Annotated in this window: 19 protein-coding genes; 3 read left to right on the top strand and 16 right to left on the bottom strand. The window is 56.2% G+C overall.

The features are described from left to right. Window positions 1–22 precede the first annotated feature (22 nt). Together menF and Q1L34_RS07295 are read right to left on the bottom strand one after the other, a co-directional pair. Entirely contained in the window at window positions 23–1,318 is a 1,296-nt protein-coding gene (gene menF / locus Q1L34_RS07300) for an isochorismate synthase MenF (RefSeq protein WP_032717988.1), read from the bottom strand. 160 nt (window positions 1,319–1,478) lie between these two features. Next, window positions 1,479–1,940, bottom strand: a complete 462-nt coding sequence (locus Q1L34_RS07295) for a GNAT family N-acetyltransferase (protein WP_015583801.1) — start codon at window positions 1,938–1,940, stop codon at window positions 1,479–1,481. Window positions 1,941–1,994: 54 nt separating this feature from the next. Here Q1L34_RS07295 and rnz point away from each other — a divergent pair, with 54 nt between their 5' ends. Next, on the top strand, window positions 1,995–2,915 hold the full coding sequence (rnz, locus tag Q1L34_RS07290; RefSeq protein ID WP_327204426.1) for a ribonuclease Z: 921 nt from the start codon (window positions 1,995–1,997) through the stop codon (window positions 2,913–2,915). Window positions 2,916–3,024: 109 nt separating this feature from the next. Here rnz and nuoN read toward each other — a convergent pair whose 3' ends face one another. The 14 genes from nuoN to Q1L34_RS07220 all read right to left on the bottom strand — a co-directional run bounded on the left by nuoN (window position 3,025) and on the right by Q1L34_RS07220 (window position 19,751). Beyond that, window positions 3,025–4,482: an NADH-quinone oxidoreductase subunit NuoN gene (gene nuoN / locus Q1L34_RS07285; protein ID WP_015583799.1), complete on the bottom strand. Its 1,458-nt coding sequence runs from the start codon at window positions 4,480–4,482 to the stop codon at window positions 3,025–3,027. Between the two features lie 6 nt (window positions 4,483–4,488). After that, window positions 4,489–6,018, bottom strand: coding sequence for an NADH-quinone oxidoreductase subunit M (nuoM, locus tag Q1L34_RS07280; RefSeq protein WP_015583798.1), 1,530 nt, complete (start codon window positions 6,016–6,018; stop codon window positions 4,489–4,491). Between the two features lie 239 nt (window positions 6,019–6,257). After that, on the bottom strand, window positions 6,258–8,099 hold the full coding sequence (nuoL, locus tag Q1L34_RS07275; protein ID WP_015583797.1) for an NADH-quinone oxidoreductase subunit L: 1,842 nt from the start codon (window positions 8,097–8,099) through the stop codon (window positions 6,258–6,260). Then, window positions 8,096–8,398 (bottom strand): NADH-quinone oxidoreductase subunit NuoK, encoded by a 303-nt coding sequence (gene nuoK / locus Q1L34_RS07270; RefSeq protein ID WP_004865088.1) that lies wholly within the window; start codon window positions 8,396–8,398, stop codon window positions 8,096–8,098. Before nuoK ends, nuoL begins: the two co-directional genes overlap by 4 nt. Beyond that, on the bottom strand, window positions 8,395–8,949 hold the full coding sequence (gene nuoJ, locus Q1L34_RS07265; RefSeq protein WP_325958388.1) for an NADH-quinone oxidoreductase subunit J: 555 nt from the start codon (window positions 8,947–8,949) through the stop codon (window positions 8,395–8,397). The genes nuoK and nuoJ overlap by 4 nt, the downstream gene beginning before the upstream one ends. A 10-nt stretch (window positions 8,950–8,959) precedes the next feature. Continuing rightward, window positions 8,960–9,502: an NADH-quinone oxidoreductase subunit NuoI gene (nuoI, locus tag Q1L34_RS07260; protein WP_004865092.1), complete on the bottom strand. Its 543-nt coding sequence runs from the start codon at window positions 9,500–9,502 to the stop codon at window positions 8,960–8,962. A gap of 14 nt (window positions 9,503–9,516) precedes the next feature. Further along, complete coding sequence (gene nuoH, locus Q1L34_RS07255) at window positions 9,517–10,494, bottom strand: NADH-quinone oxidoreductase subunit NuoH (RefSeq protein WP_004865093.1); 978 nt, start codon at window positions 10,492–10,494, stop codon at window positions 9,517–9,519. Beyond that, a complete protein-coding gene (gene nuoG / locus Q1L34_RS07250) occupies window positions 10,491–13,217 on the bottom strand; it encodes an NADH-quinone oxidoreductase subunit NuoG (RefSeq protein WP_327204425.1) in 2,727 nt (908 codons plus the stop codon). The genes nuoH and nuoG overlap by 4 nt, the downstream gene beginning before the upstream one ends. An 85-nt stretch (window positions 13,218–13,302) precedes the next feature. Next, a complete protein-coding gene (gene nuoF, locus Q1L34_RS07245; RefSeq protein WP_044348161.1) occupies window positions 13,303–14,640 on the bottom strand; it encodes an NADH-quinone oxidoreductase subunit NuoF in 1,338 nt (445 codons plus the stop codon). Further along, on the bottom strand, window positions 14,637–15,137 hold the full coding sequence (nuoE, locus tag Q1L34_RS07240) for an NADH-quinone oxidoreductase subunit NuoE (RefSeq protein ID WP_004865099.1): 501 nt from the start codon (window positions 15,135–15,137) through the stop codon (window positions 14,637–14,639). Before nuoE ends, nuoF begins: the two co-directional genes overlap by 4 nt. A gap of 2 nt (window positions 15,138–15,139) precedes the next feature. After that, window positions 15,140–16,948 (bottom strand): NADH-quinone oxidoreductase subunit C/D, encoded by a 1,809-nt coding sequence (nuoC, locus tag Q1L34_RS07235; protein WP_015583793.1) that lies wholly within the window; start codon window positions 16,946–16,948, stop codon window positions 15,140–15,142. Window positions 16,949–17,037: 89 nt separating this feature from the next. Next, the gene (gene nuoB / locus Q1L34_RS07230) at window positions 17,038–17,712 is read right to left on the bottom strand and encodes an NADH-quinone oxidoreductase subunit NuoB (protein WP_002913178.1); all 675 of its coding nucleotides are present in this window, start codon (window positions 17,710–17,712) and stop codon (window positions 17,038–17,040) included. Between the two features lie 15 nt (window positions 17,713–17,727). Continuing rightward, a complete protein-coding gene (nuoA, locus tag Q1L34_RS07225) occupies window positions 17,728–18,174 on the bottom strand; it encodes an NADH-quinone oxidoreductase subunit NuoA (protein ID WP_004865103.1) in 447 nt (148 codons plus the stop codon). Between the two features lie 650 nt (window positions 18,175–18,824). Further along, window positions 18,825–19,751, bottom strand: coding sequence for a LysR family transcriptional regulator (locus Q1L34_RS07220; RefSeq protein WP_015583792.1), 927 nt, complete (start codon window positions 19,749–19,751; stop codon window positions 18,825–18,827). Between the two features lie 891 nt (window positions 19,752–20,642). Here Q1L34_RS07220 and alaA point away from each other — a divergent pair. After that, window positions 20,643–21,863: an alanine transaminase AlaA gene (alaA, locus tag Q1L34_RS07215; protein ID WP_004865108.1), complete on the top strand. Its 1,221-nt coding sequence runs from the start codon at window positions 20,643–20,645 to the stop codon at window positions 21,861–21,863. Window positions 21,864–21,947: 84 nt separating this feature from the next. After that, window positions 21,948–22,547 (top strand): 5'-deoxynucleotidase, encoded by a 600-nt coding sequence (yfbR, locus tag Q1L34_RS07210; protein WP_004865109.1) that lies wholly within the window; start codon window positions 21,948–21,950, stop codon window positions 22,545–22,547. Window positions 22,548–22,590: the final 43 nt, after the last annotated feature.

Below are 22,590 nucleotides of genomic sequence, written 5' to 3'. Positions count from 1 at the left end.
AGTATTGATATGCATCGTTTATCTACGTTTTTGTCAATAACAAGGAACGCAGCCCCGCCGCCTTATTTTCTATCTCCTGCCACTCCTGCTCAGGATCGGAGCCGCTGACAATCCCGGCTCCGGCATACAGCCTGAGCGTGGCGTTTTCGACTTGCGCCGAACGCAGGGCCACGCAGAATTCGCTTTGCGCCAGCGACAGGTAGCCAGCGGAGCCGGCGTACCATTCCCGGGTAAAAGGTTCATGGCGGGTAATAAATGCCAGCGCCGCCCGGCGCGGTAATCCGGCGACCGCGGCGGTCGGCTGCAGCTGATGCAGGCAGCGGGTATCGTCAGGCTGAGAGAGTTCAGCCCAGATGCAGCGGCGCAGATGCTGCACTTTACGCAGTCGCACCACCTGCGGCGGCAGGACATCCAGCGAACGGACCTCATCCTGCATACGCTGGCAGATATCCTCCACCACCAGCATATTCTCGCGCTGATTTTTATCATCTTTCATCAGCCAGTCGGCCAACAATTGCGCCTGGCGATCGTCAGGATGGCTGGCAACGGTCCCGGCCAGTGCTTCGGTGCGCAGCAGCGTCCCGCGCCGGCGCCAAAGCCGCTCCGGCGTTGAACCAAAGAATGTCCGCTGCGCGTTAAAGGCCATCATGAAATGAAAACAGCGGTGATTACTGCGCCGGCTGGCGGCCACGATGGCCAGCGGATCCGGTGGCGCCGCAAACTGAACATCCGTGGCCCGCGCCAGCACCACTTTATCCATCTCCCCTGCGGCAATCGCCTGAGTTGCCTGTTCAATCAGCGCATGCCATTGCGGATAGTCCGGGGAGTGTTGTTCGCTGAGCACCGGCGGCAGAGCGGCGGGCTGCGCCTGGTCAGGCGTTAGCGCCTGAAGAAACGCCCGGGCCGCAATGGCATCTTCGCGCAGTGACGTCTCGCTATTCAGCAGCAGACGCAGAGTGGCTTTTCCCCCGACCCGACGCCACTCCAGCCGCGGCAGAAAGAGCCTCCCTTCCTGCGGATTAAACGCATTCAGGCCACAAATACGTAAATCAGCCAACCCCTGACGCTGCAAGAAGTCGTGAGCCCCGGCCAAAGACGGGAAGGTTTTAACCGCGCCGAGCGCGGCAAGCTCTTCATCGCCATTGCGCTGCAGCCAGTAAAACTGTGGCCACTGCGCTTGATGACCGCACCACAGAAGAGGGTCAAAAGCGTCATGAAGAGGGAAAGGAATATCGAAAATTCGCGTACCGGACGACGGCGGAAAATCGTCAGACAGGCAGTCACGTAAGCGTTCCAGCGCAGTGGAAACAGACAGCACGCAAACCTCCAGAGAATAAAAACCACAGATTATACGGGGTACTGGCGTGAAATTGCAGTACCCATAATGAGGGAGCGGACTTTCCGCAGGTGGCTGCCGCCAGCCGGAGCAGGCTGAGGGGAAAAAGTATTGAGCCTTTACGCGGTTACGCTAACGGCGCTTAACCGGTGACCGCCTCGCGGGCCATACCGATATGCGCAATCCCGTCCTCATCGTAAATGTCGGTCACCGGCTGAAAACCGAAGCTGGCGTAAAAACGCTGCAGATGCGCCTGGGCGCCGAGATAAATGGCCTTGTGCGGCCAGTGACGACGACAGCTGGCCAGCGCTCGCTCCATCAGCTGATAACCCAGCTTTTCGCCGCGCACCGCCGGGCTGACAATGACCCGTCCAATCACCACCGGCTCAATATCATCGTCGCTTTTCAAAATACGCGCGTAGGCCACCAGTTCATCCCCTCGCCAGCCGAGCAGATGGCGGTTTTCACCGATCAGGTCATCACCGTCAACATCCTGATAGGGGCAGGTTTGTTCGACGACAAATACCGCGCAACGCAGCTGTAGCAAAGCGTACAGCTGCGGGACGGTCAGCTCTGCGTGGTGAAGATCCTGCCATGTAATCATTGACTGCTCCTGTATACTTGAGTTTTTTCACCCACGCCCTGAGGACACTGGACGATGGAATTGACATTTTTGGGGACATCCGCAGGCGTGCCGACCCGTACACGTAATATGACGTCTATCGTGCTGAATTTGCAACAGCCGACGGCAGCGGAGATGTGGTTGTTCGACTGCGGAGAAGGTACCCAGCATCAGTTTTTACATACCCCGTACCACCCAGGAAAACTGAATAAGATTTTTATTACCCACCTCCACGGCGATCATCTGTTCGGCCTTCCCGGCCTGCTGTGCAGCCGCTCCATGCAGGGCAACTCGCTGCCGCTGACGCTGTACGGCCCGACGGGACTCAGGGAGTTTATTGAAACCGCGCTGCGCTTAAGCGGCTCATGGACCGATTATCCGCTCACCATAGTGGAAGTGGGGCCCGGCCTGGTCTTTGATGAAGGGGGCTATCGGGTCAGCGCTTATCCGCTGAATCATCCGGTTGAATGCTACGGCTATCGTATCGAAGAGCATGCCCGCCCCGGCACTCTCGATGCTGCGCGACTGGTTGCCGACGGCGTCCGCCCGGGTCCACTGTTTCAACGTCTGAAACAGGGGGAGACGGTGGAGCTGGAAGACGGGCGGAAGATCGATGGTCGGCACTATCTCGGTCCGGCGATGCCCGGCAAAACGCTGGCGATTTTTGGCGATACCGCCCCCTGCGAGACGGCGCTTGAGCTGGCACGCGGCGTTGACCTGATGGTTCATGAAACGACGCTGGAGCAGGCGATGGCGGAAAAAGCCAATAGCCGCGGTCATTCGTCGAGTCAGCAGGCAGCGGCGCTGGCCCGCGATGCCGGCGTCAGCATGTTTATCGCGACCCATTTTAGTTCGCGCTATGACGCTGAAGGCTGTCTGCGCCTGCTGGCGGAGTGTCGGGACGTTTTTCCCCGGACGCTGCTGGCCGAAGACTTTATGGTGTACAGCCTGAGCTAGTCGATCTGGAGGGGAGAAAACAGCGAAAGGCGGCAAAAAAAATGCCTGCCCGTATCACAACGGGCAGGCAGAGTTACAGGACCGGTAGTGTTAACCCCGGCCCTGGCGATTACATCAGCGGTGTTGCCAGCTGCACAATGCTAATCAGCGGCTGCGGCCACACGCCAAGCACGAGGACCAGCAGCGCGGAGATCAGCACCACGATACCGCCGGCGCTGTACTGCCAGTTCGACGGCGCATCGCGATTCAGTTTATCCGGCGCGCTCAGGTACAGACTCACCGCCACGCGCAGGTAGTAGTACAGACCAATCGCCGAACCGATCACCACGGCGGCAACCAGCCACCACAGGTGCGCATGTACACCGACGGCCAGCACGTAGAATTTACCGATAAAGCCCAGCGTCATCGGGATACCCGCCAGCGACAGCATCATCACCGTCATGACCGCCGACAGAATCGGACGATGCCAGAACAGGCCACGATAGGAGTACAGCGAGTCGGCATCCGGACCACGGTATGGGCTGGACATCAGGCTCACTACGCCGAACGCGCCGAGGCTGCTGAACAGATAGCCGGCCAGATAGACACCCACGGCTTCCATCGACATTTCACCGCTCTGCAGGGCAATCAGCGCCACCAGCAGATAGCCAAGATGCGAGATGGAGGAGTAGCCGAGCAGACGTTTAATATTGGTCTGACTCAGCGCCATCAGGTTACCGAAGATGATAGAGGCAAAGGCAATCAGGCCCAGCACCACGCGTACCGCTTCGCTGTTGCCCACCGGCATGTACAGGAACAGACGCATCACCACGCCGAAGATAGCAATCTTGCTGGCGGTTGCCAGGAAGGTTGATACCGGCGCCGGCGCGCCCTGGTAAACGTCCGGCGTCCACAGGTGGAACGGAACCAGAGACAGCTTAAAGCCGAGGCCGACGATCATCAGGCCCAGACCCGCCAGCAGCAGCGGTTCGTGCAGGGTGTTATCAGCCAGGCTTTTACCCAGCGCCAGGAAGGACAGGTTGCCCGAGTTCGCATAGACCAGCGCCATACCGAACAGCAGGAATGAAGAGGCTGCGGCAGACAAAATGGTGTATTTAATACTCGCTTCCAGCGAACGCTTCTGGCGGAAGGCATAACCGATAAGGCCGAACAGCGGCAGCGAAATCAATTCGATACCGAGGAACAGCGCCGCCAGATGGTTGGCGCCCGCCAGCAGAATGCCACCCAGCGCGGCGATAAGCACCAGCAGGTAGAACTCTTCTTTGTTGTCCTTGTATCCCTCAAGCCACGGGTACGCGAAGGTACAGGTGGCCAGGCTTGCCAGCAGGACCAGCCCGGTATAGAGCATGGCGTAGCCGTCAACGCGAATCAGCGGCGTCACGTCCATCGCGCCGTTCTGACCCACGAACCAGAGTGAGATCAGCGCAGCGTTCAGACCAAGAACCGACAGCGTGGCATTAAGGAAATGATTGCGTCGCCACGCAATGGAGAGCATCACAACCACCACCGTCAAGCCGACGATCAGCAGCGGTAGCAGTGCGATCAGTTGTTGTGGAGTTATTGTCATGGCGAATTACGGCCTTGTAGTAGAAACGGAATTAACAAACCACTGCTGAATGTTGCTCATCGCAGCGTGTGAGGTGTCCAGAATCGGCTGCGGGAAGAAGCCCAGCAGCACCAGCAGAACCACCAACAGCAGAACAATCGACAGTTCACGCAGAGACATTCCCCGCATCTCCTGCGCCGCGATCTCGCTCTTCGCTTTACCGAAGTACGCGCGATGCAGCATTGAGAGCGAGTAGACGGAAGCGAAGACCAGTCCAAAGGTGGAGATCACGGTAATCACCGGCACCACTTTGTAGCTGCCGAACAAAATCATGAATTCGCCGACGAAGTTACCGGTACCCGGCATCCCCAGCGTTGCCACGGCGAAGAACATCGACAGCGCCGGCAGCCACTTAATTTTGCTCCACAGACCGCCCATCAGACGCATATCGCGGGTGTGCAGGCGTTCATACAGCTGGCCGCACAGAATAAACAGGCCCGCCGCGGACAGACCGTGGGCAATCATCTGAATCACCGCCCCCTGGTACGCCAGCTGGCTGCCGGTGTAGATAGCAATCAGCACGAAGCCCATGTGGGAAACGGAGGTGTAAGCAATCAGGCGTTTGATATCGTACTGGCAGAAAGCCATCCACGCGCCGTAGAAGATACCGATAACGCCCAGCCACATGGCGATGGGAGCAAACTCGGCGGAGGCATTCGGGAACAGCGGCAGCGCAAAACGCAGCAGACCGTAGGCCGCCGTTTTCAGCAAAATACCGGCGAGGTCAACGGAACCAGCGGTCGGTGCCTGAGAGTGGGCATCCGGCAGCCAGCCGTGCAGCGGAACCACCGGCATTTTCACCGCAAAGGCGATGAAGAAGCCGAGCATCAGCATGTATTCGACGCCATGGGACATCGGGGTTTTCAGCAGGTCTTCATAGTTGAAGGTCCACACGCCGGTCGCGTTAAAGTGAACGAAGGCCAGCGCCAGGATGGCAATCAGCATCACCAGGCCGCTCGCCTGGGTATAGATGAAGAACTTGGTTGCCGCCGTGATACGCGTTTTACCGTCGGAAGCCTTATGGCCCCACAGCGCGATCAGGAAGTACATCGGCACCAGCATCATTTCCCAGAAGAAGAAGAACAGGAACATGTCGATGGCAAGGAACACGCCGATAACGCCGCCCAGGATCCACATCAGGTTGAGGTGGAAGAAGCCCTGGTATTTTTCGATTTCGCGCCACGAACAGAGCACGGCCAGCACGCCGAGCAGACCGGTCAGCACCACCATCAGCAGCGACAGACCGTCGATAGCCAGATGAATGCTAATACCGAAGCGTGGGATCCACGGCATCACGAATTCTGACTGCCACTGCGGAATACCCGCGGATTGCGTCAGCGAATAACCGCCCTGTAGCCACAGCTGCAGGGAGAGCACCAGCGTCAGTCCCATGGTAATCAGCGCAATCCAGCGCGGCATCTTCACGCCAAAGCGTTCAGTCTGCCAGCACAGAAACCCGCCGATAAAGGGGATGAGTATTAACCAGGGTAATAACATAGCTGAGTATGTCCCTTATATTTACTCCTGCTCAGGCTATCTCGCTCGTCAGCCCGAATTCCGGCAGTGCTCGCACTCCTCACGTACTTTAGTACGCTGCGGTTGCTCTGCGCTGGCGGTCTCCGATCTGACTTCGCCGATGACGCCTGTACCTCAGGAACAGATTTTCAACGAATTCTAAAATTCTTTTAGGGTTTGTCGGCCGGATAAGCAGGCAATCGCTCACCCAGCCAACAAACTCAACGCAATACCATCAGCAACGCCAGCACGACAACCGCGCCGATGCTCATAGACGCCACATACCAGCGTAGATAACCGTTCTCGCTTAGCAGCAGGCCTTTACCTGCAAAGCGGGAGAGGATGGCCGGAATGTTCATCATGGCGTTCAGCGGATCGCTCTTCAGCAGCCAGGCGATGCCGAGGAATGGTTTCACGAACACTTTGTCGTACAACCAGTCGAAGCCCCATGCGTTGTACCACCAGGTACCCAGCAGACGGCCCGGCGCGCTGTTGGCGACAGAGGTCACCAGCGTGCGTTTACCCAGCCACAGCCAGGCGGCGATCAGAATACCGGCAATGGCGATAATCCCGGAGGCAATCTCCAGCGTCATCACACGGCCGTGCTCAAGTTCGGTTGTCTGCGGCAGTACGCCCTGCAGCGGCGGAACAATCAGCGCGCCAACGAAGGTCGACAGAATCAGCAGCACAATCAGCGGCAGGTGGTGGGTAATCCCCTTCCCTGCGTGCGCATGGATTTGCTCTTTGCCGTGGAAGACGATGAAGATCATCCGGAAGGTGTAGAGCGAGGTCATAAATGCGCCGACCAGACCCGCAACCATCAGGTTGATATGACCATTCGCCATCGCGCCGGCGAGGATTTCGTCCTTACTGAAGAAGCCTGCGGTGATGAGCGGCAGTGCGGACAGCGCCGCGCCCCCCACCAGGAAGCAGACATACACCAGCGGAATCGACTTACGCAGGCCGCCCATTTTGAAGATGTTCTGCTCGTGGTGGCAGGCCAGAATGACCGAGCCGGACGAGAGGAACAGCAGCGCTTTAAAGAACGCGTGGGTCATCAGGTGGAAAATCGCCGCATCCCATGCCTGGACGCCCAGCGCCAGGAACATGTAGCCAATCTGGCTCATAGTGGAGTAAGCGAGTACGCGTTTGATGTCCGTCTGAACCAGCGCGGCAAAGCCTGCCAGCACCAGAGTCACCGCTCCGACGATACCGACCAGATGGAGAATTTCCGGGGTCATCAGGAACAGGCCATGGGTACGGGCAATCAGGTAAACGCCCGCGGTAACCATGGTGGCGGCGTGGATCAGGGCAGAAACCGGCGTCGGGCCGGCCATAGCGTCCGCAAGCCAGGTCTGCAACGGCAGCTGTGCCGATTTACCGACCGCACCGCCCAGCAGCATCAGGGTTGCCCACCACAACATATTGTTGCCGGCTTCAAAGTGCGCAGGCGCCAGTTCGACCATTTCGCGGAAGTTCAGGGTGCCCAGCTCGTTGTAGAGAATGAACAGTGCGAACGCGAGGAAGACGTCACCGACACGGGTCACCACGAAGGCTTTCATTGCGGCGGCACCGTTCTTCGGATCGGTATAGTAGAAACCGATCAGCAGATAGGAGCACAGGCCCACGCCTTCCCAGCCGAGGTACATCAGCAGCAGGTTATCGGCCAGTACCAGCACCACCATGCTCGCGATAAACAGGTTGGTGTAGGCGAAAAAGCGGGAGTAGCCCTCTTCCCCGCGCATATACCAGGAGGCGAACATGTGGATCAGGAAGCCAACGCCGGTCACCACGGAAAGCATGGTCAGCGAGAGACCGTCCAGCACCAGGTTAAAACCGATGTTGAAATCACCCACCGACATCCAGGTCCACAGCGGTACGCTGACCGCCTGTTTGCCGTTAGCAAAGAAGTCGACGCCGACAAACGCGGTCACCAGCGCCGCCAGGCCGACTGACCCCATTCCCACGGTGGCGGAGAGGTTTTCCGACCAGCGGCCACGGGAGAATGACAGCAGAACAAAGCCAATCAATGGCAGAAGAATGGTTAAGGCAAGCATGTTCATCCACGCAACTCACTTACTGAATCGATGTTCAGGTTCTGGCGGCGACGATGGAGCTGCAGCAACAGCGCCAGGCCGATACTCGCTTCCGCAGCCGCAAGGCTGATGGCGAGGATATACATTATCTGACCGTCGGTCTGACCCCAGTAGCTGCCTGCCACCACGAAAGCCAGCGCCGCGGCGTTGATCATGATTTCCAGGCTAATCAGCATAAACAGCAGATTGCGGCGGATAACCAGACCCGTCAGGCCGAGCACAAACAGGATCGCGGCGAGGATCAGCCCATGTGTTAAGGGAATCATGCGTGTTCCTCCATTTTTCTTTTGTCGCTATCGCCCTGACGGTTGCTCAGCACTTCACCGGCGCGCTCTTCGCGGCCAATGTGGAAGGCAACAACCAGACCGGCCAGCAGCAGCATGGAGGCCAGCTCCACCGCCAGTACATACGGCCCAAACAGCGTAATACCGACCTCTTTCGCGCTTATCGCGTTGCCTTCAATGCCCTGATCGTTAAGACCGAGGATGGCATACACGATAACCACCAGCAGTACCGCGGACAGGATAGCCGGGCCAATCCAGATCCCTGGCTGCAGCCACTTGCGCTCCTGCTCGATTTCGCTGCCGCCCAGGTTGAGCATCATCACCACGAAGACGAACAGCACCATGATGGCCCCGGCGTAGACGATGATTTCCAGCGCCCCGGCGAAATAGGCGCCCAGCGAGAAGAACACCCCAGCAATCGCCAACAGCGAAATAATCAGGTACAGCAGCGCATGCACCGGATTGGTGTGGGTGATCACCCGCAGGGTTGCGAGGATGGCGATGAGGCCACAGATATAAAAAGCGAATTCCATTGCCCTCTCCTTACGGTAACAGGCTCTTGACGTCGATAGGCTTAGCTTCGTTCTCTGCTTCGCCCTTATCTTTGCCGTCGATTGCCATACCCGCCATCCGGTAGAAGTTATATTCCGGGTATTTGCCCGGACCGGAAATCAGCAGATCCTCTTTTTCGTACACCAGATCCTGACGCTTGTATTCGCCCAGTTCGAAGTCCGGGGTCAACTGAATCGCCGTGGTCGGGCACGCTTCTTCACACAAACCGCAGAAAATGCAGCGTGAGAAGTTGATACGGAAAAACTCCGGGTACCAGCGGCCATCTTTGGTCTCTGCTTTTTGCAAAGAGATACAGCCTACCGGACACGCTACCGCACACAGGTTACAGGCAACGCAGCGCTCCTCACCGTCCGGGTCGCGCGTCAGCACGATACGGCCACGGTAGCGCGGCGGCAGATATACCGGTTCTTCCGGATACATCTGGGTCTCACGTTTGGCGAAGGCATGCATCCCGATCATCCAGATACTGCGGACCTGGGTGCCAAACCCCACCAATAATTCTTTTAAGGTCATGGTCAATTCACCCCTTATTGCGCCTGCCAGAGAATGACAGCCGCCGTTACCAACAAGTTGATCAGCGTTAACGGCAGGCATACCTTCCAGCCAAAGGACATTACCTGGTCATAGCGCGGACGCGGTAATGATGCGCGGATCAAAATGAACATCATCATGAAGAACGCGGTTTTCAGCGCGAACCAGATGAACGGAGGTAACCATGGGCCATTCCAGCCGCCGAAGAACAGCGTGACGATCAGCGCTGAAACGGTGACAATCCCGATGTATTCACCGACAAAGAACAGACCGAACTTCATGCCGGAATATTCGATGTGGTAACCATCGGCCAGTTCCTGCTCGGCTTCCGGCTGGTCAAACGGGTGACGGTGACAAACCGCAACGCCGGCGATCGCGAAAGTCACGAAGCCGAAGAACTGCGGAATCACGTTCCACAGATGCGCCTGGTTGTTGACGATATCGCTCATGTTGAACGACCCCGCCTGTGCCACCACGCCCATCAGCGACAGACCGAGGAACACTTCGTAGCTCAGGGTCTGCGCGGAGGCACGCATTGCACCCAGCAGCGAGTATTTGTTGTTACTCGACCAGCCGGCGAACAGCACGGCGTAAACCGCCAGACCGGCCATCATCAGGAAGAACAGGATGCCGATGTTCAGGTCGGCGACCACCCACGTCGGGCTGACCGGCACGATAGCAAAAGCCAGCAGCAGGGAGGTAAAGGCGATAACCGGCGCCAGAGTAAAGATCACGCGGTCCGTAAAGCGCGGAACCCAGTCCTCTTTAAAGAACATCTTGATCATGTCGGCGACGAGCTGCAGCGAGCCGCCCCAGCCCACACGGTTAGGTCCGTAGCGGTTCTGGAACAGCCCCAGCAGACGACGTTCGCCAAAGCTCATGAACGCGCCGCAGGTCACCACCACCAGCAGAATCACCACTGCCTTAAGGATGCTTAACAGAATGTCGATGAGATCCGGTGTTAACCAACTCATGCTTTCGCCTCCTGCAGAGTGTCAATACGTGCTCCGGTCAGTACCGGCGCAATACCCGGCATGCCCATCGGTAAACCCACCTGCCCTGCCGTCAGACCCGCAGAAATCACCAGCGGGAGGCTGAGCGTCTGGCCATCAACGCGGAACGAAATCATCGCCCCCTCATTGACGCCCAGCTTCGCAGCATCGGCCGGGTTCAGCTTGATGTACGGCTGCGGCATGCGGCTCTGGAAGACCGGAGAACGCTGCGACAGTTCATCGCTGCCGAACAGATGGTAGTACGGCGCGATACGCCACTGACCTTCTTCAGCCAGGAAGCCTGCCGGCACCGCGGTAAAGTACTCAAGACCGCTGGCGGAAGCTTCGATCAGACGTACGCCCGGATCGCCATGGCGCAGTTTGCCACCCACTTCATCCTGGAACTTGTTCCACGCCTGCGGGGAGTTCCAGCCTGGAGCCCAAGCGAACGGGATTTGCGAACGCGGTGCAGACGGCTGGTTGTTCCCTTCCATCGAGAAGGCAAACATGGTGTCTTTATCCTGCGGCTGGCGGGGTTCATGCACGCTGATATTGGCGCGCATCGCCGTACGACCGCTATAACGATGCGGTTCACGAGCCAGTTTCTGCCCGCGAATGCGGAAGGTCGCGTCCGGCGCGGCATCTTTAATACCCGCCAGCTGCGGCAGCTTAGCAATGGCGGCATCAATCACATGATCCAGCTGCGTCCAGTCAACCTGACGGTTGTCGACGGTGCTGTGTAGCGAGTGCAGCCAGCGCCAGCTTTCCAGCATCACGGTATTCGCATCGTAGTAGGACGGGTCGTAGACCTGGAAGAAACGCTGCGCGCGCCCTTCGTTATTGACCACGGTTCCGTCGCTTTCGGCGAAGCTCGCCGCAGAAAGCACGAGGTGCGCTTTGTCCATAATGGCGGTGCGCTGATGGTCAACGACCATCACCAGCGGCGCTTTGGCCAGCGCGGCGTCAACGCGCGCGGCAGAAGCATGGCGATGCAGATCGTTTTCCAGCACCACAACCGCATCGGCAGCGCCGGTTTCCAGCTCGCTCAGCGCCTCTTCCAGAGAGCCGCCGCCAATCATGCCAAGGCCAACGCTGTTCACCGCCCGGGCAACCATAGTGACGCCGACGTCTACGCCGCGGCCCTTCAGCGCTTTAGCCACGTTGGCCGCCGCCTGAATAATTTCGACGCTGCCGGCGTTGGTTCCGGAGACGATCAGCGGTTTCTTCGCCCCGGCCAGCGCCTGGACGATCACGTCGATTTTGCCCTGCAGATCTCTGCTCAGGCCTTCCACCGCCGGTGCGCTTTCATCCAGCGCATGCGCAATGGCGAAGCCCAGACGCGCCTGATCTTCAACCGGCGCACGATAGGTCCACGCGGCGACATCGTCAAGACGGGTGTCATCGATATTGGTGACAAACAGCGGATGCTTCGCGCGCTGACCGATGTTGAGGATCGCGGCGATCTGCCAGTCGGCGACTTTCTGCGCCGCGGCCATTTCACGCGCTTTTCCTTTCACCGCCTGGCGCACGGCCAGGGCAACGCGGGCGCCGGTCTGGGTAATATCTTCCCCGAGTACCAGAACCGCATCGTAGGATTCAATGTCGCGCAGCGTCGGGGTATGAATACCGCCGTCACGCAGCACGGTCAGCATCATCTGCAGACGTTCCTGCTCAGCCTTCGCAATGCCGGTATAGAAGTTCTCCGCGCCCACCAGCTCACGCAACGCAAAGTTGCTTTCAATGCTGGCGCGCGGCGAGCCGATACCAATCACTTTTTTCGACTGACGCAGAATATCCGCCGCGCCCTGCATGGCCTGCTCGGCGTTAAGGGTAATCAGATCGTCGCCACGGCGCTGAACCGGCTGACGCGGGCGGTCTTTCAGGTTCACATAGCCATAGCCAAAACGGCCGCGGTCGCAGAGGAAGTAGCGGTTAACGGTACCGTTGTAACGGTTTTCGATACGGCGCAGTTCGCCATAGCGCTCGCCCGGGCTGATGTTACAGCCGATGGAACACTGCTGGCAGATGCTGGGTGCAAACTGCATATCCCATTTACGGTTATAGCGCTCGGAGTGCGTTTTATCGGTGAATACGCCGGTCGGGCAGACCTCAACCAGGTTGCCTGAAAATTCGCTTTCCAGCACGCCATCTTCCGGACGACCGAAGTAGACGTTGTCATGCGCACCGTAAACGCCCAGGTCGGTACCGTCAGCGTAATCTTTGTAGTAACGCACGCAGCGATAGCAGGCGATGCAGCGGTTCATTTCATGAGAGATGAACGGCCCCAGGTCCTGGTTACGGTGGGTACGCTTGGTGAAACGGTAGCGACGGAAGCTGTGACCGGTCATGACGGTCATATCCTGCAGGTGGCAGTTGCCCCCTTCTTCACAGACCGGGCAGTCGTGCGGGTGGTTGGTCATCAGCCACTCCACTACGCTCTCGCGGAACTGCTTCGCTTCGCCGTCGTCGATAGAGATAAAGGTGCCGTCGGATGCCGGTGTCATACAGGACATCACCAGGCGACCACGCGTGTCTTCCGCGTTTTGATATTGCTTCACCGCACACTGGCGGCAAGCACCGACGCTCCCAAGCGCCGGATGCCAGCAAAAGTATGGAATATCAAGACCAAGAGAGAGACAAGCCTCTAACAGGTTGTCCGCTCCGTTGACCTCGTATTCTTTGCCGTCTACATGAATCGTAGCCATTAGCATGCTTCCAAATTAAAAAATCGTTACCACTTTGTCGTTCAGGCCGCCGCGTTGGCGCAGGCTGAACGAGCTTGTGGAGACATTACCAGCGCGTCTTAAGCAGGTTCGGCTGAATCCCGTTGATAGCATGGGTATTACTGAACTGCTGCTTAATGCCTGCTTCGAATTCGTCGCGGAAATATTTAATGGCGCTCTGCAGCGGTTCTACCGCACCTGGCGCATGCGCACAGAAGGTTTTGCCCGGACCAAGGAACCGACACAGTTGCTCAAGTGTCTCGATATCTCCCGGCTGGCCTTCACCGCGCTCCAGAGCGCGCAGAATTTTCACGCTCCACGGCAGACCGTCGCGGCACGGCGTACACCAGCCGCAGGATTCGCGGGCAAAGAACTCTTCCAGATTGCGCACCAGCGACACCATACCAATCTCATGGTCAACGGCCATCGCCAGCGCGGTACCCAGACGGCTCCCCGCTTTACCAATACTTTCGAACTCCATCGGCAGGTCAAGATGCGCTTCGGTCAGGAAGTCGGTGCCCGCGCCGCCCGGCTGCCAGGCCTTAAACTTCAGGCCATCACGCATGCCGCCGGCATAATCTTCCAGAATTTCGCGCGCGGTAGTGCCGAACGGCAGTTCCCAGACGCCCGGATTTTTCACCCGGCCAGAGAAGCCCATCAGCTTGGTACCGGCATCTTTGCTGGTTGAAATGTTCTGATACCACTCAACGCCGTTGGCCAGAATCGCCGGGACGTTACACAGGGTTTCAACGTTGTTCACGCAGGTCGGTTTACCCCACACGCCGGAGCTCGCCGGGAACGGCGGCTTGGAACGCGGGTTGGCGCGACGACCTTCGAGGGAGTTAATCAACGCGGTTTCTTCGCCGCAGATATAACGCCCTGCTCCGGTGTGCACGAACAGTTCGAAATCGAAACCGGTGCCGAGAATGTTTTTGCCCAGCAGACCGGCTTCGGTCGCTTCGGCAATCGCGCGGCGTAAATGGACCGCCGCTTCAATATACTCGCCGCGCAGGAAGATGTAGCCGCGGTACGCTTTCAGCGCAAACGCGGAGATCAGCATGCCTTCCACCAGCAGGTGCGGCAGCTGCTCCATCAGCAGACGGTCTTTATAGGTGCCCGGCTCCATCTCATCGGCGTTACACAGCAGGTAACGGATGTTCATGGATTCGTCTTTCGGCATCAGGCTCCACTTCAGACCGGTGGAAAAGCCCGCGCCGCCGCGTCCTTTCAGACCGGCGTCTTTCACCTGATTGACGATCTCATCCGGCGCCAGGCCCAGCAGCGCTTTACGCGCGCCCTCGTAGCCGTTTTTGCTCTGATACTCTTCCAGCCATACCGGCTGTTTATCATCGCGCAGACGCCAGGTTAAAGGATGCGTTTCGGGAGTGCGGATCACTGTCTTCATTTATACTGCTCCAACAGGTCAGGAATCGCCTCCGGCGTCAGATAACTATGAGTATCCTCATCAATCATCATCGTCGGTCCCTTGTCGCAGTTGCCCAGGCAGCAGGTCGGCAGCAGAGTAAAGCGGCCATCAAAGGTGGTTTGACCCGGTTTGATGTCGAGCTTTTTCTCGATAGCTGACTGAATGCCCTGGAAGCCAGTGATATGGCAAACCACGCTATCGCAATAGCGGATCACGTGACGGCCAACCGGCTGGCGGAAGATCTGGCTGTAGAAAGTGGCGACCCCTTCCACATCGCTTGCCGGGATACCCAGTACGTCAGCGATCGCGTAGATCGCGCCATCCGGCACCCAGCCGCGCTGTTTCTGAACGATCTTCAGCGCTTCGATGGACGCCGCACGCGGGTCTTCGTAGTGGTGCTTCTCGTGCTCAATGGCCTCACGCTCTGCCGCACTCAGCTCAAAAGCCTCGGTTTGTGGTTGTTGATTCTCGTGCATAATTAGCGGTCCACGTCTGACATAACAAAATCGATACTACCCAGATAAACGATCAGGTCGGATACCAGGCTGCCGCGAATCGCCGACGGGATCTGCTGCAGGTGCGCATAGCTCGGCGTGCGGATACGGGTACGATAGCTCATGGTGCTGCCGTCGCTGGTCAGGTAGTAACTGTTAATACCCTTCGTCGCTTCAATCATCTGGAAGGATTCGTTGGCCGGCATGACCGGGCCCCAGGAAACCTGCAGGAAGTGCGTAATCAGGGTTTCGATATGCTGCAGCGTGCGCTCTTTCGGCGGCGGCGTCGTCAGCGGGTGATCCGCTTTGAACGGGCCTTCCGGCATGTTATCGAGACACTGCTGAAGAATGCGCAGGCTCTGGCGCAGTTCTTCGACTTTCAGCATCACGCGGGTATAGCAGTCAGAGATACCGCCACCGGTTGGCACTTCAAAGTCAAAGTTTTCATAGCCAGAATATGGACGCCATTTCCGCACGTCGAAGCCAATCCCCGTTGCGCGCAGGCCCGCACCGGTCGTGCCCCACTCCAGCGCTTCTTTGGCGTTATAGGCGGCAACGCCTTTTGAACGGCCAATCAGAATGCTGTTGCGCAGCGCGGCTTTCTCGTAAGAATCCAGACGCTTTGGCATCCACTCAAGGAACTCGCGCAGCAGGCGATCCCAGCCGCGCGGCAGGTCGTGCGCGACGCCGCCGATGCGGAACCACGCCGGGTGCATACGGAAACCGGTAATGGCTTCCACCAGATCGTAGATCTTCTGACGGTCGGTAAAGGCAAAGAACACCGGCGTCATCGCACCGACGTCCTGAATAAAGGTCGAAATGTACAGCAGGTGGCTGTTAATGCGGAACAGCTCGGAGAGCATCACGCGAATCACATTCACGCGATCCGGTACGGTGATCCCCGCCAGCTTTTCGACCGCCAGCACGTACGGCATCTCATTGACGCAGCCGCCGAGGTATTCGATACGGTCGGTATACGGAATGTAGCTGTGCCAGGACTGACGTTCGCCCATCTTCTCAGCGCCACGGTGGTGGTAGCCGATATCCGGTACGCAGTCGACGATCTCTTCGCCATCAAGCTGCAGAACGATACGGAAAGCACCGTGGGCAGACGGGTGGTTCGGGCCGAGGTTGAGGAACATAAAGTCCTCGTTTTCGGTTCCGCGCTTCATGCCCCACTCTTCCGGTTTGAAGGTCAGCGCTTCCATTTCCAGATCCTGCTTGGCTTTAGTCAGCTCAAACGGATCGAATTCGGTGGCGCGCGCCGGATAGTCTTTGCGCAGCGGATGGCCTTCCCAGGTCGGCGGCATCATGATGCGCGTCAGGTGCGGGTGGCCTTCGATATCAATCCCGAACATTTCCCACGTTTCGCGCTCATACCAGTTGGCGTTCGGGAACAGTTTGGTAAAAGTCGGCACGCGCAGATCGTTTTCGGACAATGCTACCTTGAGCATAATGTCACGATTGCGTTCAATGGAAATCAGGTGATAGAAAACGGAAAAATCCGCGGCGGGAAGTCCGTCACGGTGGGTGCGCAGACGTTCGTCCATCCCGTGCAGATCGAACAGCATAACGTAAGGTTTCGGCAATTTCTTCAGGAAATCACCCACCTCCAGTAGCTGTTCGCGCTTGACCCAGACCACCGGAACGCCGGTGCGGGTAGGTTGAACGGTAAAGGCATCCGGCCCAAAACGATTGCGCAGTTCGCCGATCACCGGGTCATCAAGGTGATCGCGGGTTTGCCAGGCTGGTGCGGCGTCATGCGCATGTAAATCGGTCATATTGTTCACCATTGCAAAAGGTCCGTGGTGACTGCCGGGCGAGGCTTCGCGCTGTTGTAGATTGATTTGCGAAGTGTTATTCCGCCGCCCGCAGGCGCAAGTTAAATCTCGTCCGGTGTCCGCAGATTGGTCACTGCAATGCGTTCACCACGTTTACGCTCGCGTTCCGACTGCATGTTGGCGCGGTACACGCCCTGATCGCCAACCACCCACGAGAGCGGGCGACGTTCTTTACCAATGGACTCCTGCAGCAGCATCAGCGCCTGCATATAAGCTTCCGGACGCGGCGGACAGCCCGGGATGTAAACATCAACCGGAATAAACTTGTCCACGCCCTGGACGACAGAATAAATATCGTACATCCCGCCGGAGTTGGCACAGGCGCCCATGGAGATAACCCACTTAGGCTCCAGCATCTGGTCATACAGACGCTGAATGACCGGCGCCATTTTGGTGAAGCAGGTGCCGGCGACAACCATCAGGTCCGCCTGACGAGGAGAAGCACGCAGTACCTCGGCGCCAAAACGCGCAACGTCATGCACCGCAGTGAATGACGTTACCATTTCAACGTAGCAGCATGACAGGCCGAAGTTGTAGGGCCAGATTGAGTTCTTGCGGCCCCAGTTCACCATGTCATGCAGCGCATGTTCGAGTTTCCCCATATACACGCTTTTATTGACTTCTTGCTCCAGGGGGTCGGTTACGATCTCCTGTTTCTGCAGGGGGTAACGGTCGTTCTCACCGTTAGGATCTATGCGGGTGAGCGTATAATCCATCTTATTGCCTCGCTTTTACTGCATATGACGGTTAGTGGGACTGTCTGTTTCTGAATTAACCAGCGTGCGACGGGAACGCGCAGGCGTCCAGTCCAGTGCGCCGATACGAACGAGGTAAACCAGACCTGCCAGTAGCACTAAAATGAAAATTGCGGCTTCCACAAAGCCGACCCAGCCGCTTTCGCGGATAGAAGTCGACCATGCGTAGAGATACAGAGCTTCCACGTCGAAGATAACGAAGAACATGGCAACCAGATAAAACTTCGCAGAAAGACGTAAGCGAGCCGAACCAACGGAGTCGATCCCCGATTCAAACGGCGTGTTCTTGCTACGCGCGCGCGCGCGACCGCCGAGGTACCAGCCCCCGACAAGCATCAGGCAGCACAGGCCGATGGCAATGATGAGAAATATAGCGAATGCCCAATGATGAGCGATGACTTCAGTGGATGTTGACATACGCATTGCTTAACCAAAAAAGTGTAGCGCTAAACCCTCTGCTCTTGCTGGCAGATGAACGCCACAGCGTTTCACGGGGAGGAATAAAAAAATAACCTTGCAAAAAAGCGTCCCTACTTATCGTAGAAGGCTGTATGCGGTGGCTTTTTACCCCTTTCTTTAACCTTTTGTCAACTTCAACAAAAGTTTTAACAACATTAATTTACATTAGATTTTTTTCATTAACATTAAATGCCCTTTCATGCGGAATAACCTTGCATACAAACCGGATTTAGTGTTGTTGAATCGTGTCCGTTTCTGGTGTAAATCAAAATTACCCGTCTATTTTGACAGGATTTAGCCTCGATTCCTCCCCCTAAGGAGGGGTATTTTTTTGATCTGTGACACGGTTTTGTTAATTAAACCTATAAAACAGCAACAATCCGGCCGGTTTTTTAACATTAGCATGAAGTATTGAAAGTGCAGGGAAAAGTCAGAGAACGAACGCCACATTGAATGTAAGCCATTGATAAATATATCAATAAAACGACAAAATATTAAAAATCCCTGTAAAATAAGAAAAAAAAGAACCGCAAGGTATAATTCAGACCTTAGCGGCTCATTTTTACACTTACAATTTGTTACCAGCTTTTTGTGATCTGTGTAACTAATTCCACTCAGGAAATGAGGGAATTATCTCCCCCTTCCGGGGTAAGCGCAGGCTCAGACGACCAGGGGTTATAATCCTGGGTCAGCGACTGGAAAATAGCCTGCGCCGACTCGCTTATCCTGTGCGCGTTACAGCTCAGCACATATTGCGTATCCGGCAGCGCAGGAAGCCCCTCATTCTTGCCGACAACCCGTAGCTCGGGACTCATCATTTCTACCGGACGAGCGGTAACACCAAGCCCTGCTTTTACCGCCGCTTTGACACCCGCAAGCGTCGAGGCGGAATGGGCCAGATGCCACGGCGCGCTGGCGGCATTCAACGCGGCAATGATGTCCTCACGGAACGGGCCTGGCGCTTCAAGCAGGATCAGCGGGATCGACTCTTCCCGCGGCAATACATAATCGGCAGCGCAGTACCATAGCGTTGGCGAGGTGCGCAGGATCAGCGTATCAAAATCCGTTGCCTGGTGAGTCGTCAGCGCGAGATCAATCTCCCCGCTCGCCAGCATATCCACCGCTTCAGTATGATTAAGAACCTTAATTTCCAGCGTCAGTTTCGGGTAAAAACTGCCGATCCGGTTCAACAAAAACGGTAAAATAGTCTCGGCTGTTTCATCAGATGCGCCAATCGTTAAGATCCCTTGCAGGCTACTGAACATCAGCGACATACAGGCTTCGTCATTAAAACGCAGGATTTTGCGTGCGTAGCCCAGCAGTTGAATACCCTGCTCGGTCAGCAATTTATTCCGCCCATGGCGGGCAAAGAGCTCTTTTCCGACCAGCTGTTCCAGACGTTGCATCTGTTGACTTACGGCTGACTGAGTCCGGCATACCGCTGCTGCGGCAGCGGCAAAAGTACTCAGATCGGCGACGGCAACGAATGTTCTCAGCAGATCGAGGTCGAGATTCAGTATCGGACGATTTGCATTTATCATATTTCTTCACTTACAGGTGGCGAATGCGGACCTGCCTTGTTGATGCTGTGCTCCAGGTTTCCGGCTAATCCTTGAGCCTTGTGCAATTCACAAACGGAATGTGCAGCTGGATGAACGTTATTGCATGTGAAAGTACTCGCCCGCGACAAGTGCGCGAAACGTCTGAGTCATATATTGTTCGTAGTTCTACGCTTTCTATTACACCGTTTTGATTTCTGTGACGACCTTCAAAAAAAGGCGCCTACGGCAAAGGATGATGTCATCAGCATCCCAGCACATCCATTGTAAAAAGCGAAAAAACCAAACAAAAAAAGCCTGCAATAACAATATATTAATAACCTAACCTGCAAAAAAACAGGTTCTTAATCGATATTAACGCCGGTATCCTAACCGAAAACTGAATTATTTATAAGGTCTAATCATTATTATTAAAGCCAATTTTAAACTTTTTTTCATGACTTTAATTTAATTAACAAAAAGAAAATTCCAGATTGCGAAAAAATAAAAGCTTTTTAATTAATTAAATATTCTTATTAAGCATATTTAACATTACCGTTACAGCCACCACCTTTTACCCGTTATACGCCTTTTCATACGCGCCTGCGTACCATGCGCAAAAAATAACCTCCGGCGCTACACTCTGGACGACAAACCATATAAATGTTCACAAAAAAGCGAATTCAACACAATTATTAACCACTAAAACACCACTTAAAGGCATATTCTATAAAAGACAACGGCAATCACCAGACAAATCAATTAAACCAAAAAAATCACATAAGCAAAATCTTCTCCTGCTAACCCTTCAAAACCTCGGGGATGAAGAGTACATTGTTCCGTGCTGACTTCCACGGCAGGGAGTGGCGATAACAGCTAAAAGGTCAAAGATTCATGTCCCCTATCGAAAAATCCAGCAAGTTAGATAACGTCTGTTACGACATCCGTGGCCCGGTTCTGAAAGAGGCAAAACGCCTTGAAGAAGAAGGCAATAAAGTCCTGAAACTGAACATCGGCAACCCGGCGCCGTTCGGCTTTGACGCCCCCGACGAGATCCTTGTTGATGTTATTCGCAATCTGCCTACCGCCCAGGGTTATTGTGACTCGAAAGGCCTGTACTCGGCGCGTAAGGCTATCATGCAGCACTATCAGGCGCGCGGTATGCGCGATGTGACGGTCGAAGATATTTATATCGGTAACGGCGTCTCAGAACTGATTGTTCAGGCCATGCAGGCGCTGCTGAACAGCGGCGATGAAATGCTGGTTCCGGCACCAGATTATCCGCTGTGGACTGCCGCCGTCTCGCTCTCCAGCGGCAAGGCGGTGCACTATCTGTGCGATGAATCTGCCGACTGGTTCCCTGACCTCGACGATATTCGCGCCAAAATCACCCCGCGTACGCGCGGCATCGTGATTATTAACCCGAATAACCCGACCGGTGCGGTGTACTCGAAAGAGCTGCTGATGGAGATCGTGGAGATTGCCCGCCAGCACAACCTGATCATCTTCGCCGATGAGATCTACGACAAGATCCTCTACGACGAAGCCCAGCACCATTCGATCGCCGCGCTGGCTCCCGACCTGCTGACGGTGACTTTTAACGGCCTGTCCAAAACCTACCGCGTTGCCGGTTTTCGCCAGGGCTGGATGGTACTGAACGGACCGAAGAAACACGCGAAAGGCTATATCGAAGGCCTGGAGATGCTGGCCTCTATGCGTCTGTGCGCTAACGTACCGGCACAGCACGCGATTCAAACCGCATTAGGCGGCTATCAAAGCATCAGCGAGTTTATCGTTCCCGGCGGCAGACTGTACGAACAGCGCAACCGCGCCTGGGAGTTGATCAACGAGATCCCCGGCGTCTCCTGCGTGAAGCCGAAAGGCGCGCTCTACATGTTCCCGAAGATCGACGCAAAGCGTTTTAACATTCACGACGATCAGAAGATGGTGCTCGACTTCCTGCTGCAGGAGAAAGTCCTGCTGGTTCAGGGAAGCGCCTTTAACTGGCCGTGGCCGGATCATGTGCGTATTGTCACCCTCCCGCGTGAGGACGATCTGGAAATGGCGATTTCTCGCTTTGGCCGCTTCCTCTCCGGCTATCACCAGCTCGGATAACCCTTGCCCGGCCGCCGGTATTTGCATCCGGCGGCAATCCCTGCGCACAATAGGACCCGATGTTGTCACTGATTAAGGGTTGCTATGAGTCAGAGTCATTTCTTTGCCCACCTCTCTCGCCTGAAGTTAATTAACCGCTGGCCGCTGATGCGTAATGTACGGACAGAAAACGTCTCCGAGCACAGTCTGCAGGTGGCGATGGTTGCCCACGCGCTGGCCGCGATCAAAAACCGGATGTTTGGTGGCAAGGTTAACGCCGAGCGAATCGCCCTGCTGGCGATGTACCACGATGCATCGGAAGTGTTAACCGGCGATCTGCCGACTCCAGTCAAATATTTCAACTCGCAGATTGCGCAAGAATATAAAGCCATCGAGAAGATTGCCCAGCAGAAGCTTATCGACATGGTTCCTGACGAACTGCGCGATATCTTTGAACCGCTGATCGACGAGCATCGCTATAGCGAAGATGAGCAATCGATCGTCAAGCAGGCCGACGCGCTCTGCGCCTACCTGAAATGTCTGGAGGAGCTGTCCGCCGGCAACAACGAGTTTCTACTGGCCAAGGGCCGGCTTGAGAAAACGCTGGAATCCCGGCGCAGCGAGGAGATGGACTACTTTATGCAGGTCTTCGTCCCGAGCTTCCAGCTGTCGCTGGATGAAATCAGCCAGGATTCCCCGCTGTAACTATACCGTGCCCCGGTCTGCGCTATGCGCATCAGACCGGGGC

Origin of the sequence: Klebsiella ornithinolytica (genome assembly GCF_030505655.1) — a bacterium.
Classification (GTDB): Bacteria; Pseudomonadota; Gammaproteobacteria; order Enterobacterales; family Enterobacteriaceae; genus Klebsiella; species Klebsiella ornithinolytica.
The sequence above is the reverse complement of the archived record's forward strand: the minus strand, read 5'-3'. Positions and strand labels throughout refer to the sequence as shown.

What these genes read in the sequence shown, in the direction of transcription:
- rnz (WP_327204426.1), top strand. Translation starts at nt 1,995, where the DNA reads ATGGAATTGACATTTTTGGGGACATCCGCAGGCGTGCCGACCCGTACA.
- nuoL (WP_015583797.1), bottom strand. Translation starts at nt 8,099, where the DNA reads ATGAACATGCTTGCCTTAACCATTCTTCTGCCATTGATTGGCTTTGTT.
- nuoE (WP_004865099.1), bottom strand. Translation starts at nt 15,137, where the DNA reads ATGCACGAGAATCAACAACCACAAACCGAGGCTTTTGAGCTGAGTGCG.
- yfbR (WP_004865109.1), top strand. Translation starts at nt 21,948, where the DNA reads ATGAGTCAGAGTCATTTCTTTGCCCACCTCTCTCGCCTGAAGTTAATT.
- nuoG (WP_327204425.1), bottom strand. Translation starts at nt 13,217, where the DNA reads ATGGCTACGATTCATGTAGACGGCAAAGAATACGAGGTCAACGGAGCG.
- nuoM (WP_015583798.1), bottom strand. Translation starts at nt 6,018, where the DNA reads ATGTTATTACCCTGGTTAATACTCATCCCCTTTATCGGCGGGTTTCTG.
- alaA (WP_004865108.1), top strand. Translation starts at nt 20,643, where the DNA reads ATGTCCCCTATCGAAAAATCCAGCAAGTTAGATAACGTCTGTTACGAC.
- nuoJ (WP_325958388.1), bottom strand. Translation starts at nt 8,949, where the DNA reads ATGGAATTCGCTTTTTATATCTGTGGCCTCATCGCCATCCTCGCAACC.
- nuoA (WP_004865103.1), bottom strand. Translation starts at nt 18,174, where the DNA reads ATGCGTATGTCAACATCCACTGAAGTCATCGCTCATCATTGGGCATTC.
- nuoB (WP_002913178.1), bottom strand. Translation starts at nt 17,712, where the DNA reads ATGGATTATACGCTCACCCGCATAGATCCTAACGGTGAGAACGACCGT.
- nuoI (WP_004865092.1), bottom strand. Translation starts at nt 9,502, where the DNA reads ATGACCTTAAAAGAATTATTGGTGGGGTTTGGCACCCAGGTCCGCAGT.
- Q1L34_RS07220 (WP_015583792.1), bottom strand. Translation starts at nt 19,751, where the DNA reads ATGATAAATGCAAATCGTCCGATACTGAATCTCGACCTCGATCTGCTG.
- Q1L34_RS07295 (WP_015583801.1), bottom strand. Translation starts at nt 1,940, where the DNA reads ATGATTACATGGCAGGATCTTCACCACGCAGAGCTGACCGTCCCGCAG.
- nuoN (WP_015583799.1), bottom strand. Translation starts at nt 4,482, where the DNA reads ATGACAATAACTCCACAACAACTGATCGCACTGCTACCGCTGCTGATC.
- nuoC (WP_015583793.1), bottom strand. Translation starts at nt 16,948, where the DNA reads ATGGTGAACAATATGACCGATTTACATGCGCATGACGCCGCACCAGCC.
- nuoH (WP_004865093.1), bottom strand. Translation starts at nt 10,494, where the DNA reads ATGAGTTGGTTAACACCGGATCTCATCGACATTCTGTTAAGCATCCTT.
- nuoK (WP_004865088.1), bottom strand. Translation starts at nt 8,398, where the DNA reads ATGATTCCCTTAACACATGGGCTGATCCTCGCCGCGATCCTGTTTGTG.
- nuoF (WP_044348161.1), bottom strand. Translation starts at nt 14,640, where the DNA reads ATGAAGACAGTGATCCGCACTCCCGAAACGCATCCTTTAACCTGGCGT.